Source organism: Ferruginibacter sp., from assembly GCF_028288465.1.
Taxonomy (GTDB): Bacteria; Bacteroidota; Bacteroidia; order Chitinophagales; family Chitinophagaceae; genus Ferruginibacter.
The window spans coordinates 135,231-152,187 of sequence record NZ_JAQBNR010000053.1 but is presented as its reverse complement, the minus strand read 5'-3'; the positions used below and the strand labels follow the sequence as shown (position 1 = coordinate 152,187).

Here is a 16,957-nt window from a genome sequence, read left to right as displayed (position 1 = left end):
TTTTTTGATACCTGTACAGCCCGGCAATTAATGAAAGAGGATAAAGACTCGTGACTTTTGAACAGTTGGCTACAATGTAAACAACAGTTATAAAGCAGCTTTTGCAAGCTTGCCCAATGCTTTCAATCCATGTGCTGTTTGCTCATTCCATTCCAGTCCATAGCTAAGGCGCATACAATTGTTGAACTGGTTTTGCAGCGTAAACATACGTCCGGGTGAAAAGGTAATTTTTTTGCTTACTGCCGCGTTGTATAATTCAATGCTGTCAATTTGTTTAGGTAGTTCAACCCACAGGGATAATCCCCCCTGTGGCCTGCTGATTTTGGTGCCATCCGGAAAAGATTCGCCGATCAATCTTACATATTGCAGGTAGTTGGCGTGCAATGTTCTTCTTAATTGCCTGAGGTGTGCTTCGTACCTGCCTGTTTCCAAAAAATTACCGATCACCTCATGTGTGATGGGCGTACTGCAAAGGCTGTGAAATAATTTTATTTTCATCACTTCATTCATGAATTTCCCCGGGGCCACCCAGCCAACCCGGTACGCCGGAGCAAGCGTTTTGGAAACAGAACTGCACAACAGAACCATTCCGCTTTCGTCATACGATTTGCAACAGGTCGGTCTTTTATCTCCAAAATAAAGATCACCATACAGATCGTCTTCAATCAGTGGTACGTTGTACTGTTCCAGTAATTGTACTGCTGCTTTTTTATTTTCTTCAGGCATCAGGCTGCCGAACGGGTTGTTGAAATTACTCACAAAGAGGCATGCAGCGAGTTTAGTTTTTGCAACAATCTTTTTGAGCGAATCCATGTCCACACCCGTTTGCGGGCTCGTTGGTAATTCCAGCACTTTTAAACCAAGGCTTTGTGCCAGTTGTAAAATACCATAAAAGCAAGGGCTTTCAACCGCAATGGTATCTCCCCGTTTGGTCAACGCCATCAGGCAATAAGAAATAGCCGATATGCAGCCTGCCGTGGTTAAAATATCTTTTTCAGAAAGAGTACCTTTCCAGTTAAAAGACCACCTGGCAACCTGTGTCCTTAATTTTTCATTTCCCTGCAGGGGCTCGTACATGGTTCCTCCACCGGGCAATGATCTTACCGCCTGCAGCATGCCCTTATTTAATTTGGCAATGGGCAGCAATGCAACAGCAGGTACTCCTCTTGAAAAAACAGTAAAGCTTTTTTCACTGGCATTGTTGAAAGCATTTTCAAAAATATCTGTTACCGTTTTTACGACAGGCGTACTTACGGGCCTGCTTGCTTCCGGCATTGCCATTTTTTTACGGAAAGAATTACTTACATAGTAGCCAGATTGTGGCCTCGATTCTATCAGTGATTTTCCTTCCAGCTCGTAGTAGGCAAACTGTGCCGTGCTCATGCTTACACCATGCTGCCGGCAGATCATCCTGATAGAAGGAAGTTTGTCACCCACCTTTAAAATATCCTTGCTGATTTGCTGCTCCAGGCTGTTGGCAATTTTTATATAGAGTAATTCTTTGCCAGGTGATTTTTGCTTCATAAATGAACTGTATTGGTCAAAAATACTAAAATTGTATCTGTGCTGGTAAAAATAATTTGTTCACTTTTGCAATGAATACGCACAGTTTTTTTTATAAATAAAATGAATGAAATGGAAACCTTGGCCAACATTGCTTTTCAAACGATTGACTGGAGCTCAATTGAAAAAACGATTCACCCGGGAGAAACGGGAGAGGCCTGTTGGCAAACATTTCAGTTGCCAGGATTGCGTTTAAGAATAGTGGAGTATTCTGCCGGATACATTGCAGACCATTGGTGCAGGAAGGGGCATATTGTTCATTGTCTTAGTGGAGAGCTAACGAGTGAAATGGAAACGGGGAAATGGTTTACTTTAACAAGCGGAATGACTTATGTTGTTTCGGATAACCTGAGTTCCCATCGTTCCATTACAAAAAATGCGGTAAAATTATTGATCATTGATGGCGATTTTTTAAAATAACCAATATTAAATGAATAACTATTTACAGAATGATTCAGCGCAAGCTGCTGTGTTGCTGGAACAAATAAAAGTGCAAAGTTTAGCTTATTTGGAGAATCTTTCCAACAGACCAACGACTGCTGATGTGCAAGTTGAAACAACAGATCAATTAAACAGCGAAGGTGTTGGAACGGCCAATGCCTTGCAGCAATTTAATGACCGGTTTGAGAAAGTAATGGTGGCCTCTTCCGGGCCGAGATACTGGGGGTTTGTAACGGGAGGTACTACGCCGGCGGCCATTGCAGGTGATTGGCTTGCGACTGTATATGATCAAAATACACAGACAGCAAACGGGCAAGGCGATATTTCTGCAATTATTGAAAAAGAAACTATTCAGTTATTATTGAACCTGCTGAATCTTCCGGCGGATTTTTTAGGCGGATTTGTTACCGGAGCTACCATGTCAAATTTTACCTGTCTTGGTGTTGCCAGGCAATGGGTAGGTAAAGTGTTGAATAAAGATTTTGCAAAAGAAGGAGTTTCACCTGCAGATATAAAAATATTTTCAGCCACCCCGCATTCTTCTTCCATTAAAGCCCTATCCATGCTGGGTATAGGCAGCTCAAATTATATCCGGGTGAAAACTGTTGAAGGTAACAGGGAAGCTCTTGATATAGATGATTTACAAAATAAAATACACGAACTGAATGGAAAGCCATTTATATTAATATCCAGTGCTGGTACCGTAAACACTGTTGATTTTGATGATTTTAATGCGATTGCGCAGCTTAAAAATAAGTACAATTTCTTTTGGCATATTGATGCCGCTTTTGGAGCTTTTGCAGCCTGTTCACCTAAGTATAAACACCTGGTAGATGGGTGGCAACATGCAGACAGCATAACGATCGATTGCCACAAATGGCTGAACGTTCCGTATGAAAATGGATGCTGGCTGATCAAAGAAAAACACAAGCTGCTGCAGGTAGAAACCTTTCAAAATTCCAATGCGCCTTATTTGGGAGACCCGTTGGAGCATTTTAGTTACCTCAATTTTTTGCCGGAAAACTCAAGGCGTCTGAAGGCATTGCCGGTATGGTTTTCGTTAATTGCCTATGGCAAAAATGGCTACAAGGATATTGTGGAAAACTGCATTGGGATGGCCAAGCAGTTCGGAAATTTTATACAGCAACAAAAGGCGTTGGAGCTTTTGGCGCCGGTAAGATTAAACACCGTTTGTTTTACCCTTAATGAACAAGAAGAACAATCAAGAGTGCAAACCCTCCTTGAAAATATTAACGCTTCCGGAAGGATTTTTATGACTGCCACTGTATACAAAGGGCGCATTGCAATAAGAGCCGCATTTGTAAACTGGCGTACCAGTATAAGTGATATTGATATAGCCATTGAAGTTGTGGAAGAAGAATTACAAAAAATGTATAGTCAACTAAATTTATATTAATATGAAAAAAGCAGTGATTATTGCCTTCGATCATTTTACAGACATAGACGTATTTCTTCCATGGGATTTATTGAACAGGGTGCGTCAGATTCAAAAAGATTTCGAAGTTAGAATTATTGGCACAGCCCCGGAGCATCGGTCTGCATGTGGCATTAGCCTGGCCATGCAAGGGCAAATAGAAGAAAGCAAGGAAGCTGACCTTGTATTTTTTACAAGTGGCTCAGGTACCAGGGCCTTGTATAAAAACAAAACCTGGCTCGAGCGTTTTCAGTTGAATCCGGGCAGGCAAATTATTTGCTCTATGTGTTCAGGAGCTTTACTGCTTGCAGGGCTCGGTTTACTGGATGGTTTTACAGCTACCACTTATCCATCTGTGTTTAAAGAGTTGAAAGAAATGGGTGTTGACGTAATAGAAGATCAGCACCTGGTCACACATGACAATATTGCCACGGCGGCAGGTTGTCTTGCCGTTGTTGATTTGCTTGGCTGGGCGATTGCAAAATTGTACGATGAAAAAACGGCGCAGGCTATGATTGCATCGGTACTGCCGGTAGGGCAGGGGCAGGTTTGTATTTACTAATCCTGCCAATAAAATGGCCACCATGCTATATACATATTCACCCGGGTAAAGAAAAAATAATTTTACCCGGGTTGAATTTTATCATTTCTTTCACTAAACGAAATAACAGCTTTGGCAATTCATTAAGATTTGATCTGTTAATTTCATCCCATCAATACAAAATGGCTTTTTTGCACCGACTTTTTTCATCAGTGTTTAAGAACCATACTTACCAAATCACTGCCTGCATTATAAGAGAACAGTTTTTAATTAAACCACAACGCCAGGGCACAATTTTACTGCACAAAATTTACCGCAACACCAACGCTTGCAATAACAGCTGCTATGCACTTTGTTATTGCGGGCGATGAATTTACCAACAGTAAAATTTAAATATAGCCCATGCATACAACTACAAAACCTACTTTCTGGCAGCGATCCGGGGTACACAACTGGTTCCTTAAAAAAGAAGCCGGTGTTACAGAAACATCTTCCATGACCCCTGACCTGGTATACAAATACATCATCGAAAAATTTAAGGAATCTGTTACAGAGCTTTCTTTTGCAGACAGGGTCATCTTTTATCACGAGTACATTATCTGTTTTAGTCCGCCCGACTATAACAAGTTTATGGACAATAACCGCGGCATCTTTTCGCTCATCATCAAAGAATCAGTAAAAGCTTTCTATACTATTTTACAGGAGCACCGGCAGAAAGGAAAGAAGGTAACGGCCTCTGCAAATAAATGGGTTTTCCGTTTTGTTTCTCACCCCGATTATGAAAAAGGCGACAAGAGTTTTATTGGAAAATTGTTGCCGGGAAACAACGTGCAGCAGAAAGAAGAAAATCTTCGTGTAACTTTTATTCCGCGCCAGACCGGTATTGCCCAAACCTTCGATATTGCGGATGAAATTTTAAAAGACTTTACTTTTTACAGCGATGGTTATTACGAAATTCCCTGGAACGAAGGGCTGGTACTGGGTGACGTGAATGATCCAAAAGTCCCCAGGTACCTTGCCCGCTTAGAGGCCACGCTCCCGGATAAAAAATTCGCCGGCAAAAAACTGGAATATTTGATTAAAGACGACATCATTACCGTGGCCGGTATTGATGAAAAGAAGGAACAGCAGGGGGTTTTCCGCATTCCCTCCGAATGGGTTTCTTCACCGCATCTTTCCATCCGCTTTGATAAAGCCGCGGATAAATTCTTTGTTGCCTCATTTGGAGAAAAGACCATTGTAAATGAAAATGAAGTAGGCAACAGTACCAGTGATGTACCCATCTGGACGGAGCTTCCGATGAACTCCAGGATTGTTTTGAATGGCATTGTTTCTATCAACATTTTTAAAGTATAACATGGACAAATTCTTAGCGATCGGATTGTTGGTGATCAGCCTGGTGTTGCTGGTAGCACATTTTTCTGACATTAAACAAACGCACAAAAATGGCTGAATACTTTTTTGGTATAACAGATAAAGGCCGGCGCAGGGAGAAGAATGAAGACACTTTCTTCGTCCGTGAAATTATCAACAAGCGGTTTTTGGTAGCCTGCGTAATTGATGGTGTGGGCGGCTATAAAGGCGGTGATATTGCTGCTGCTATTGCCCGCTCGGTGATCATGAAAAAGCTGGAAACCATTTCAGAAGATGTGATTGAAACCCTGCAGCAGGCCATTGTTGCGGCCAATACAAAAATTAATCAGCAAAAAAAACCGGGTGCAAAAAATGAGCGCATGGCCTGTGTATTAACCTGCGCTGTGGTGGATATAAAAAATAGTAAATGCTGGTATGCACACGTGGGCGATACAAGAATTTATTTACTGCGTGACCGCTCGCTGATCAAAATATCCAGGGATCATTCTGCCGTGGGATTTTTGGAAGAGTCCGGCCGGTTATCAGAAGAAGAAGCCATGCGCCATCCGAGAAGAAACGAGATCAACAAGGCATTGGGTTTTGAAGAAGACATCACTACAGCGGAAGATTTCATCGAGACCGGTGAATCACCTTTTCTCTCCGGAGATCTGCTGTTGTTGTGCAGTGATGGCCTCACAGATATGATCAGTTCGGCAACCATTATTTCGGTGTTGACCACAGAAAAAAGTTTGGCAGCAAAAGCGAAGGCATTAATTGACGCAGCCAATGATGCTGGTGGAAATGATAACATTACTGCCGTGCTGGTAGAGAATAATAAAGAGCCAAAGCTAAAGCCGGAACCTGTAAAAGTAGAGAGAAAGAAGGAGCTGAATACATCGCCGCTTGCCAACGATGAAGTATTTACAGAAAAGGATAAGACACCTGCTAAGAAAAGCCGCGTAAGCCGCATAGTATTACTGACACTGCTTTTTATTGCCATAGTTGGTGTTGCATTGATGGCTGCTTATAAAAAAAGTATGGTACCAAAAGCTGTGATGCCTGCACCCGTTGCAATAAAAAAGAATGAAGCGCTCAATCGGTTTATTGCGCAAGTCAACGATTCGACCAAAACAATTGTGCTGCCCGCAGAAGGTACTGTGCTGGAAATAGCTGCCCCGGTTACAATCAGCAAAGACAGTTTCTATCTGAAAGGCAATGGTTCCATCTTCATGGCTGACAGTGCATACAAAGGGCCGGCATTTATCATTAATTCATCCGCCAAACACATTGTACTCGACAGCCTGGTGTTTAAAAATTTTGATGTGGGGTTGATGTTGCAGAAGAATAACATTGTCTTAAAAAATGTACGCTTTGTCAATTGTCGTATACCGGTACAGTACGCCGTGTTTTTTGCAGATTCACTTGTATCCGGAAAGTTTAAAGATTCCATATTTATCACCCATTCAAATCCTAAATAATCCATGGCGGCTATCACCCAACCGTTTGCTAACAGAAAGCTGGAACGCCTTAGCCTGCTGCTTATTGGCGGCATCATGGCCATGCTGTTCTGGAAATTATATACTGTATTACAACGTGACTTTGCAGATGTGGATACGAGGCTGCAAAACGGCACGATGATCAATTTAAATGCAGGTAAGCCGGGTGAAAGCATGGAAGGTTTATTAAAGAATGGTTTGTATTTCGAAGACCCGAAAGACATCGCATTTGCTGCTGCAACCGTGTCCGCAAAAGATGCCGGTTCCATCATGGATAATATCGGCGAACTCAATAAGAAAAAATATTTTGTAAATGCCGAAGATGCTTTCGTAAAGGGTGGCAAATCTTTTAAGAAGAGGGTGTTGCTGTCAAGAAATTTACTGGGCTTTGCAGAGGCAGATTCTATCACCTATGAAAAGGAAAAATTACATCCGTTAGCTGTTACTGCACAGACAAGTGTCAATCTTGGCAGGTATAATATTTCAGGTAACATTAAAGGCCCCGATGATCGTCCGGCTGCTGGTGTGCTGGTAAGATTGAAATTACTGGTTCCGCAGGATAGCAGCACTGCTGCTGATCAGCTGGAAGATGAAAACAACATCATTCAGTTTAAGGACGGTGTCAGAAGAATTTATGTTCCTGATTCAGCAAAGAACCTGCAGTTACTTTCTTTCAATGCCTATGCACGGACGGACGCTTCCGGCAAATACAGCTTCTCCGGATTGCCTGAAAATAAATCCTATGAAATTATTCCGCTGCAACCTGGCTATGAATTTGGACGTTCACAGGGTATAGAAAAATTACAGAGCGATGCCAGTTTTAATTTTGTACAATCGCCCCATACCATGCGGCTTTTTGCTGCCAAAGATTTCAGCACTTTCAAAAAAGAAAAAGCCTTTTTGGTAAGAACACCGGCGGAAGTAACCAACTGGTTCTGGACAATCTCCATCACATTTTTTGCAGCCTTCTTTTTACTGCACCTGATCTTCACCATTCGTTTTCCGGCGACCGACCAGTTGCTGTTGCCAGTAATTATGATACTGACAGGCATTTCATTCATCACCCTGTTCAGCCTGCAGGATCCGTTGCGAGATCGCTTCCTAGCAAAAAGTACTTTTATTTATTTCTGTATCGGGCTTGCGGGCATACTGGCATTGCAATTCATCAACCTTAAAAAGTTTACGCCCGACACCGCCTTCTACCGTTTTTTTGTTTTAATCAACGACCGCAAAGCAGCGAACGGATGGCCATGGGCATTGGGTGCAGCGGGCTTACTATGTTTGACTATTTTATTTGGCACCGGCCCTGAAGGCAGCGGCGTTAAAGTAAATTTGTTTGGCTTTCAGCCGAGTGAGATTGTTAAATACATGGTGATCATTTTTCTTGCCGGCTTCTTTGCAAAAAATGAAAAATTCATTTCCGAATATCCTTCCTTTAATAAAAGAGTCTCGTTTTTTGTCTTTGCAGTGTTTGCCATCGTTGCCACTATTTTGTTGTTCCTGGCATTGGGAGATCTTGGCCCGGCCATAGTCTGCTGCTTCACCTTCATTATACTTTTTTCTTTTTCAAGAGGCGATTTTATGCAGGTCGTGGCAGCCATGGTGTTGTATGCTGTTGCCACCTGGATCTTTAAAAATCCCTGGTATGCAACCGGTATCACAGCAGCCGCACTTGCACTGTACATGCTGGTTGCTAAAAAGAATTTGAGTGAATCGGCAGTGATGGCATTGGTAGTGGTAAGCGGGTTTTTGTTGCTGGATAAAATACCCATCCTCGCAAAAATAATTCCCGGACCAATACAAAGACTGGTTGACCGTAAAGCCATTTGGTCGGATGCCTGGAACAACCAGGTATATGGCGGGGACCAGGTGGCCAATGGTATATGGGCAATTTCAACAGGTGGCATTACCGGCCAGGGTGCCGGAGAAGGTTTTGCTAAAACAATTCCGGAAGCACATACAGATATGATATTGCCGGCCATCGGTGAGGAATTTGGATGGGCGGGCATCACCTGTATTTTTATTTTATTCCTGATCTATTTACATCGATCGATCATCATTGGCCGGCAAGCGGGAGCACCATTTTTATTTTATTTGTGTGCCGGTGCAGGCATCGGAACCTTTGTACAATTTTTGCTGATTGCAGGCGGTTCAACCGGTGCATTGCCTTTATCAGGAGTTGCATTACCTTTTATCAGTTATGGTGGAACTTCTCTTTTGTGCAGTATGATAGCCGCCGGTTTTTTATTGAGTGTATCCAGGCAAAGTGGTACACAAGTGCAAATGAAATACATCACGCAACGACAGGATAAAAATTTAATGCCGGCATTACTGGCGGCTTGCATGGCGATATTATTGTTAGCCATCAATGTATCCGGTTATACTTTTCATGAAAAGAAATGGATCGTGGAACCTGCACTGGTGGCCGATCGCAGCGGTGCAAGGATGTACAGTTACAATCCGAGGATCAATATTTTAATGAGCCGCTTGCAGGCAGGCAATGTGTTTGACCGCAATGGAAGATTGCTTGCATCAAGCGATCCGCAACTGGTACAGGGGCAAAAGGATTCGATGATTGCGCTTGGCATTCCAACAGAAAATATACAATCACTTGCCTATAAAAGATTGGAGCGTTATTATCCTTTTGGTGAGCACATGTTCTTTTGGACAGGCGATGCCAACACCGGAATTTTTGCAGGTGGCAGCAATGGCTATTTTGCGGAGTATGCGCATGCCGCTGAGCTGCGTGGATTTCCGGCACCGGTTGTTAAATACCAGGTGAGCGCTAATCGCTTTCGAGCAGAAAGATTTTTGCCCATGACCGAAACAGAAATGACCGTAACAAAAAGAGATTATACAGCGCTTACCAATTTGCTGGTAGCCGGCATCAACAGTGAAGAAGTAGCGCAGTTTAAAAAACGCAACCGTGATCTTACACTCAGCATGGATGCCGCCCTGCAAACAAAAATTGAACTCGCTATCCAGGGTGATGACAGTGTAAATAGAAAGCGTGTTTCAGTAGTGGTGATGGAAGATAACACGGGTGATGTACTGGCATCTGCCTGCTGGCCTTTGCCGCCGGTGAACGATTGGGAACGCTTAAGTTTATCTGAAAACGAAATCAATAAGCTTCCAGGATGGAACGTGAATACTGATATTGGCTTCACGCATGCCACGCAACCCGGTTCAACAGCGAAACTCGTTACCGCCATGGCTGCGTTTAATAAGCTGGGTGTTGCTGCCGCTAAAAAAACTATCCGGGTTTATCCAAAAGATTTGATCCGTGTTACCGGTCCGGAGCCGGATGAAGCGGGTATCATAAATATTGAAAAGGCAATCGTAAAATCCAACAATTCATTTTTTATAAGGCTGGCCAATGAGGAAAGGTTGCAGGAAGAAATGGCAACCCTGTACATGCAGTCTGGTATGTTTCTTCATGGCGTAGGTGGCTATTATTTCGAAAATGAAAGTGGCAACAATGCACAACAAGAAAAGTGGCGGGAGCTTTGGAGAGCGACAGAATTTAAAAGTCTGCACCGCTATAATCCTGAAAACATCCGCCGCACAAGAGCCATTGGTGTTTCCGGTATGTCGTGGGGACAAGGTGAATTGGTAGCAACACCGGCAGCTGTTGCAAGAGTTGCAGCGGGTATTTCCAACAATGGTTTGATGATGCCCAACAGGTACGTGCTGAATGTAAATGGCGAAGCGGTTGGCACCAGGCCGGGCGTAGCAATAGCCAAGGATTCATTGTATGCACAATACATGCAAACCTACATGCGGGAGCAAAGCGCTCCCAAAAAATCAAAGCTGGGATTGTTGGTGGCAGGAAAAACAGGTACCCCCGAAAGGATTGTTAAAGGTGAAAGCATCAACGATGGCTGGTACGTTTTTTTTGCACCTGAAGTGAAGGGCACCGGCCACCTGGTGGTTTGTATAAGAATAGAAGGGGCCAAAGGTTCAAGCGATGCAGTGAGGTTAGCTGGCAGGCACATCGTACCCTTGTTGCTTGAACGCAATTATATCAAAAGTTTTGATCCGCTGAAAAAAACAGAAGGGGCAATGGCGAGTGATAATGGAATGAATTAATGCAGGATTTGACGAGCAGAAAAATAATAAATCATTTATAAAAAAAGTAACCCAAATATGTTTAAGTTATTCAAAGAACGTCCGCACGACGTAAAGTCTATCCGCAATATTTTATCTCAATTCATCAAAGAAAAATTGCAGCGGGCGCAGGGCGGAGAAGGCGCCAACATCATGGGCGTTTATATTTTTATTAATTGCAGTGATGCGGAAAAACATTTATATGAAGCGGCAGTGTTTGCCAATGTGCCCGGCAAATTTAAACTGGAAGAAGTACAGCGCATAGCGGATGATTATGCCATCACGTTGTCTCCATCTTTTAAATGTGATATTGTTTTTACCGACAAATTTCCGCCGCAGGCTGACCTGATTAAGGACATCAATGCCGCCGTGTTTATCTCCACCAAAAAATCCGGTCTTATCAATAAAAAGAGCCAGGCTTTTATTAAAGTTTTGAATGGGGAAGCTGAGCATGAAAGCTACTCGCTTGATGCAGCAAACGGAAGAATCAATATCGGCCGTGAAGCTAAAGTGCAGGCCGCAGGCAACTACATGCGCAAAAACACCATCGCTTTTAAACCCAATGAAATTAACCGTTCTGTGAGTCGCCAGCATGCCCACATTGAGTGGGAGGCAGACAGTAATTCTTTCCTGGTATTCGCAGATGAGGGTGGCATTCCGCCTAACAATAAAATGAAAGTGCGAACGCCCGAAGGCGTGCTGATTAAAATGCAGGCGATAGAAGTCGGGCATCGGTTACAGGAAGGTGACCAGGTTATTTTAGGCGATTCGGCGGTGCTTGAATTTACTTATTCGGGGGGCAATTATTAATATGGCAAAAGTATTTACGATAACAGAAGGATTGGAAAATCTCGGTGCGTTAAAATCGGGCGGACAGGGCTCGGTGTACAAGGCAAGAAAGACCGGTGAAATTATCACCGCAATAAAAATCATCCCAACACCCATTGCCAGTGAAACAGAGGATGATAAACACTTTGCTTCCTTTCAAAATGAAGTACAGAAATTAAAAAAGGTAAATGAAATTCCTAATCCCAATGTAGTCAGCATCATTGCCTCCGGCATTACCAGTTCCGGTAACCTGCCTTACATTGAAATGGAATACATAGAAGGACCCGACCTGGGTGAATTGCTAAAACCGCCTTATGAACCTGTGTTTACGGTTAAAGAAACCATCAAGGTTGCAGACCAGTTAGCCAATGCGTTGGCGCACTGTCACCGGGCAAATATTAAGCATGGTGATATCAAAAGCAACAACGTAAAATTCAACCAGCGTACCGGTAATTATATGTTGCTGGATTTTGGTTTGTCTGTTATGTCAGATGAACAAAGGCGTACCAGCATTCGCTATGCCGGCGCTATAGAATTTATGGCGCCCGAGCAAAGCAGCGGCGAGACATTGTTTGAAACAGACGTATACAGTTTTGGCATCATCCTCTTTGAATTATTGGCGGGCATTGTTCCCTTTCCTTTAACCAACAAAGGCGAGATGGCGCGCAACGCTGTGATGCTGGCTCACATGGAAACGTTGCCGCCGGATATCATCACGCTGCGCCGCGAAGCCATCAGCGATTTATGGAACAGTGAAAAGCAGGAAAGAGAAATGCAGATTCCGCTCTGGCTGATCACGATGATCTACAAATGCCTTGAAAAAAGTCCGTCCAAACGGTTTAAGAATGGCAGTGAGTTGCAGGAGTTTATTCATGAAGGCGCGTTGGCAGAGGAGCGAAAAAAAAATATTCCTGTGCCGGTTATACAGGCACCCATCATGTCAACTGATGAATTAACCTGGCGGAACCAAATCAATAAATTACAAAACCAGCTGGCGGATAAAGAAACATTGTTGAGCGAATTGCAATACCAGGTAGAGTCAAAGGACAAGGAGTTGTACCAGGCCAGGATAAAAAAGCGAAATGGTATATCAAAACCTTTGTTTTTTGTTGTGTTGCTGGTTGCACTTGGCTTAACCGGTTTTACCGCGTACAACAAATTCTACAATCCGGGTAAGGAAAATCAAACGGAAATTATAGCCCAGGTGAATGATAAGCCATCAATAAGTCCTGTTGACTCATCGCTTGTAGCTGCAAATAAGCCAGACAAAAAGATCAGGAATAAGTGGACGAAAAATGCAGCTACTCCAAACGAACATCTTAAGCCGGTTAAAAAAACAGGTATAGCCAATGATTCAACATCACACAAAAAGAAACGCCGTACGATAAAAGAATATGAGGTTATCAGCACCGCTTATTTTTACGATATGCCAGACAAAAGCACCCGCCGCAATGTGTATCTAACCTCAGGAGCTGTAAACTTTACTACGCTTGATGAAAAGAATGAGTTTGTGTATGTGGAAATTATAGGAGATGACGGGACAAAAACAAGAGGCTGGTTACTTAAAAAAGATTTCATTCCTGCCAATGATTACTAAATTTTTATTGGTGAAGGAGTGTTGTATACTCCTTACAGAGCCGGCGTTTTGCAATTGCAAAACGCCTTTTTATTAGCAGGCCGGAATCAATAAGGACCGATAAATGGCAGAATTATTGCCACTCATCAATTTTTAGGAAAACATTAGAGCTTAATCAATTGTTAATCCAATAAACACAATCATTTTTCCGTTAATTTTATATCATGCTTAAAATCCAGCAGTTTATTATGAGTAAAAAATTTTTACCGGTTTTACTGGTGTTAACGGTTGCAAGCCTTTTTGTCGCTTTTCAAACACAGGGACGCGGGGGAGGAGACAATCCAAAGACAAAAAATGAAAAGATATTGCGCAATGTGGGAATGTTGCTGGAACAGGGCCATTACAGTCCCAAAAATATCAACGACAGTTTTTCTAAACAGGTGCTGAACCGGTTTGTAAAAGACCTGGATGAAGATAAAAGTATCTTTCTGCAAAGTGACATTGATAGCTTTTCGAAGTTTGACAACAGGATAGATGATGAAATTCATGGTGCCAAACTGGAATCTTTCTATGCAATCAACGACAGTTATACCCGCCGCCTGAACCAAGCCTCTCAATATTTTACCGATATTTTGAGTAAGCCATTTGATTTTACTAAAGATGAGAATGTTTTGCTGGATGGCGATAAATTAAGTTATCCCAAAACAGAAGCTGATAAAAAAGAAGTATGGCGTAAGCGTTTAAAGTATATGGTGCTTAGCAAATACTCTGATATGCTCGATGACCGTGAAGCCAATAAAAATAAAAAGCCTTTGTCTGCTACGGATAGCGCCGGAGCCCTTGGAAAGGCGGCTCCTAAAAAGTTTGTATATAAAGCAGATTCCACCCTGGAAAGAGAAGCAAGAGATATGATCCGCAAACAAATCGACCGTTATTTCACTACGCTTAAAACGCACAATACTAATGACGAGTTGTTTAGTTCTTTTGTAAATGCCATCACAGGTGAAATGGATCCGCACAGCAATTATTTTGCACCTGTTGACAGCCGCGGTTTTAATGAAATGATGAGTGGCAAATTTTATGGTATCGGTGCTCAATTAAAGGAAGAAGAAAGTAAAATAAAAATTGCCAGTCTTATAACTGGAATGCCCGCCTGGAAATCTGGAGAGATAGGTGTAAACGACGAAGTGATAAAAATCGGCCAGGGTAATGCTGAACCGGTTGATGTAACCGGGTATGCCGTAACAGACGCTGTGAAGCTGATCCGTGGCTCTGAAGCCGGAACAGAAGTTAGACTAACCGTTCGTAAACCTGACGGCAGTATTAAGGTGGTAAGCTTAAAAAGAGGCGAGATAAAACTGGAAGATACCTTTGCTAAAAGTGCTATTATTAAAGGTGAACATAAGATTGGCTATATCTACCTTCCGGAATTTTATATGGATTTTGAAAAGCCCAACGGTGCAAAATGCTCTGAAGATGTAGCTAAGGAAATCGTAAAATTAAAGGCCGAAAATGTGGAAGGTATTGTGATGGACCTGCGTGGCAATGGCGGCGGGTCTTTACCTGAAGTGGTAAAAATGGCAGGATTGTTTATTGAAGATGGTCCTATTTGCCAGGTAAGGGGAAGAGACGAAAAGCAGCCGTATTTATGGAAAGACAGGGATAAAAGTATTTTATACAGTGGCCCTTTAACAGTTATGGTGGATGAAGGCAGTGCCTCTGCTTCTGAAATTTTCGCGGCGGCTATCCAGGATTATAAACGCGGTATTATCATTGGCAGTACATCAACTTATGGAAAGGGTACAGTACAACGCACTATCCCGTTAAATCCGGAAGCAGAAAATCCTGCTTTTGCAAAAAACACAGAAGATCTGGGAACTGTTAAGTTAACCCTGCAGAAATTTTACCGTATTAACGGAGGCGCCACTCAATTAAAGGGTGTTACACCGGATGTAGTAATTCCCGACAGGTATGAATTTTTTAAATCCAGGGAAAAAGACAATGATGCTGCTTTAAACTGGGATGAGATTAACAAGGCAGACTACCATCCATGGGTTAGTACCTACAGTTCGGATGCTGTTATTAACGCAGCAAAAGATCAGGTGAATACCAGCAGTACATTCCAGTCAATGAAACAACAAATTGAATGGATAGATAAAAAGAATGATAAAGAAGTGTCTCTGAATCTTGCAAAATACAAGGCTGATCTTCAGCAAATGAAAACAGCTTACAAACAATTGGACAGTTTATATAAATTGCCTAAAGAATTAACGGTATTGAACAATCCGGCAGATACAACCGGTTTGGGAACTGATAAGGAAAGGATGGACAGAAATAAGCAGTTTTTGAACAGGTTAAAAGGAGACATTTATGTAGATGAAACCGTAAAGGTGATGAACAATATGATCAATCAAACGAATATCGCTGTAAATGCTGCTTCTGCAGAATCAAAAAAACAGAATTAGTTTAAATAGCTATTTTGCATCAAGGCCGCTTCGATTGAAGCGGTTTTTTTTATTGTGACAAGCCCAATCATAATATAAATCCGCCAGTAACTTTTAATTGAGGGGAATAAATGTGCACCTAAAAAAACGGAAATAAAACCGAATGGTATAAATAAAAAAACTTCCACAGCTATTAGTCTTCATAGTCTGTGGAAGAAACATTTTGCTCGCCGGCTGGCCGGCATTTCAGGGATTTACTTTTAGCGTGGTAAGCGCTCCAGAAAAATCAGTTTAAATGAATTGTCTGGTTTCAGTATTCGGTCTTTTTTGCCATCATCGCTTTTACGCATAGGCCAGGATATTGGGTCATTGGTTTTGGATCATCATCGCTTTTTACAGCATAGTTCCGGGATATTGGGTCATTGGTTTTGGATCATCATCGCTTTTTACAGCATAGTTCCGGGATATTGGCTTTTGGTTCTTCATGTCATGATCGCCTTTTGGGGAAATGACAAGGATATTGATTTAAAGTTTGGATCATTATCGCTTTTTACAGCATAGTTCCGGGATATTGGTTTTTGAGCATTTTCGCTTGTGACAGCATAGACTCGGATCTTTCAGGAAACGGATTGTTCTTTTGTTTTGGATTGTTCTGGAAAGAAAGACCTGGTTTTTTTACCCTGACTTTCTGATACAAATATCGGAACCTTTTATGTGCTAAACTAGCGCACCTGTACTCATTTTTATGATTGCATGAATTACCTCCCGGATCGTATTTTTCCGTAAAACCGGCACGGACTTTTACTAATAATAGCGGAGGTATTAATAAATGGTGGGCGCTAACATAAAAACTTCCACAGCTATCTAGTTTTTCATAGCCTGTGGAAGTAAGATTTTGTGCGTCAGCCGCAACTGACTGTTCAGGATTACATTTGCGGGCAACCTACCAGAAAAATCGCGTTGAATCAATTTACTGGTTTCAGTGTTCTGGTCTTTTGCCATCGTCGCTTTTAACAGCATAGGCTAGGATATTGGTTTGTTGGTTTTTGGATCATCCTCGCTTTTAACAGCATAGATCCGGATAATGGTTTTTTGTTGGTCTTTCAAGTCATCATCGCTTTTAACAGCATAGACAAGGATATTGGTTTACTGGTTTTGATCATCGTCGCTTTT

10 protein-coding genes are annotated in these 16,957 nt (G+C 42.2%); 9 read left to right on the top strand and 1 reads right to left on the bottom strand.

What is annotated here, in order from left to right; all coding sequences use genetic code 11:
- Positions 1 to 87: 87 nt before the first annotated feature.
- Entirely contained in the window at positions 88 to 1,524 is a 1,437-nt protein-coding gene (locus tag JWR61_RS20930) for a PLP-dependent aminotransferase family protein (protein WP_301929655.1), read from the bottom strand.
- 111 nt (positions 1,525 to 1,635) lie between these two features.
- Here JWR61_RS20930 and JWR61_RS20925 point away from each other — a divergent pair, with 111 nt between their 5' ends.
- The 9 genes from JWR61_RS20925 (at position 1,636) to JWR61_RS20885 (ending at position 15,805) form a co-directional block, all read left to right on the top strand.
- The gene (locus JWR61_RS20925) at positions 1,636 to 1,983 is read left to right on the top strand and encodes a DHCW motif cupin fold protein (RefSeq protein ID WP_301929654.1); all 348 of its coding nucleotides are present in this window, start codon (positions 1,636 to 1,638) and stop codon (positions 1,981 to 1,983) included.
- A 10-nt stretch (positions 1,984 to 1,993) separates the two neighbouring features.
- Positions 1,994 to 3,421 (top strand): pyridoxal-dependent decarboxylase, encoded by a 1,428-nt coding sequence (locus JWR61_RS20920; protein ID WP_301929653.1) that lies wholly within the window; start codon positions 1,994 to 1,996, stop codon positions 3,419 to 3,421.
- Between the two features lies 1 nt (position 3,422).
- A complete protein-coding gene (locus JWR61_RS20915; RefSeq protein WP_301929652.1) occupies positions 3,423 to 4,001 on the top strand; it encodes a DJ-1/PfpI family protein in 579 nt (192 codons plus the stop codon).
- A gap of 381 nt (positions 4,002 to 4,382) precedes the next feature.
- Positions 4,383 to 5,336, top strand: coding sequence for a hypothetical protein (locus JWR61_RS20910; protein WP_301929651.1), 954 nt, complete (start codon positions 4,383 to 4,385; stop codon positions 5,334 to 5,336).
- An 89-nt stretch (positions 5,337 to 5,425) separates the two neighbouring features.
- A complete protein-coding gene (locus JWR61_RS20905; RefSeq protein ID WP_301929650.1) occupies positions 5,426 to 6,811 on the top strand; it encodes a PP2C family serine/threonine-protein phosphatase in 1,386 nt (461 codons plus the stop codon).
- A gap of 3 nt (positions 6,812 to 6,814) precedes the next feature.
- Positions 6,815 to 10,918 carry an FtsW/RodA/SpoVE family cell cycle protein gene (locus tag JWR61_RS20900; protein WP_301929649.1) on the top strand — a complete coding sequence of 1,368 codons (4,104 nt, stop codon included), beginning with the start codon at positions 6,815 to 6,817 and terminating at the stop codon, positions 10,916 to 10,918.
- Between the two features lie 57 nt (positions 10,919 to 10,975).
- Positions 10,976 to 11,746 (top strand): FHA domain-containing protein, encoded by a 771-nt coding sequence (locus tag JWR61_RS20895; protein ID WP_301929648.1) that lies wholly within the window; start codon positions 10,976 to 10,978, stop codon positions 11,744 to 11,746.
- Position 11,747: 1 nt separating this feature from the next.
- Positions 11,748 to 13,361: a serine/threonine-protein kinase gene (locus tag JWR61_RS20890; RefSeq protein ID WP_301929647.1), complete on the top strand. Its 1,614-nt coding sequence runs from the start codon at positions 11,748 to 11,750 to the stop codon at positions 13,359 to 13,361.
- A 227-nt stretch (positions 13,362 to 13,588) separates the two neighbouring features.
- On the top strand, positions 13,589 to 15,805 hold the full coding sequence (locus tag JWR61_RS20885) for a carboxy terminal-processing peptidase (RefSeq protein ID WP_301929646.1): 2,217 nt from the start codon (positions 13,589 to 13,591) through the stop codon (positions 15,803 to 15,805).
- Positions 15,806 to 16,957 lie beyond the last annotated feature (1,152 nt).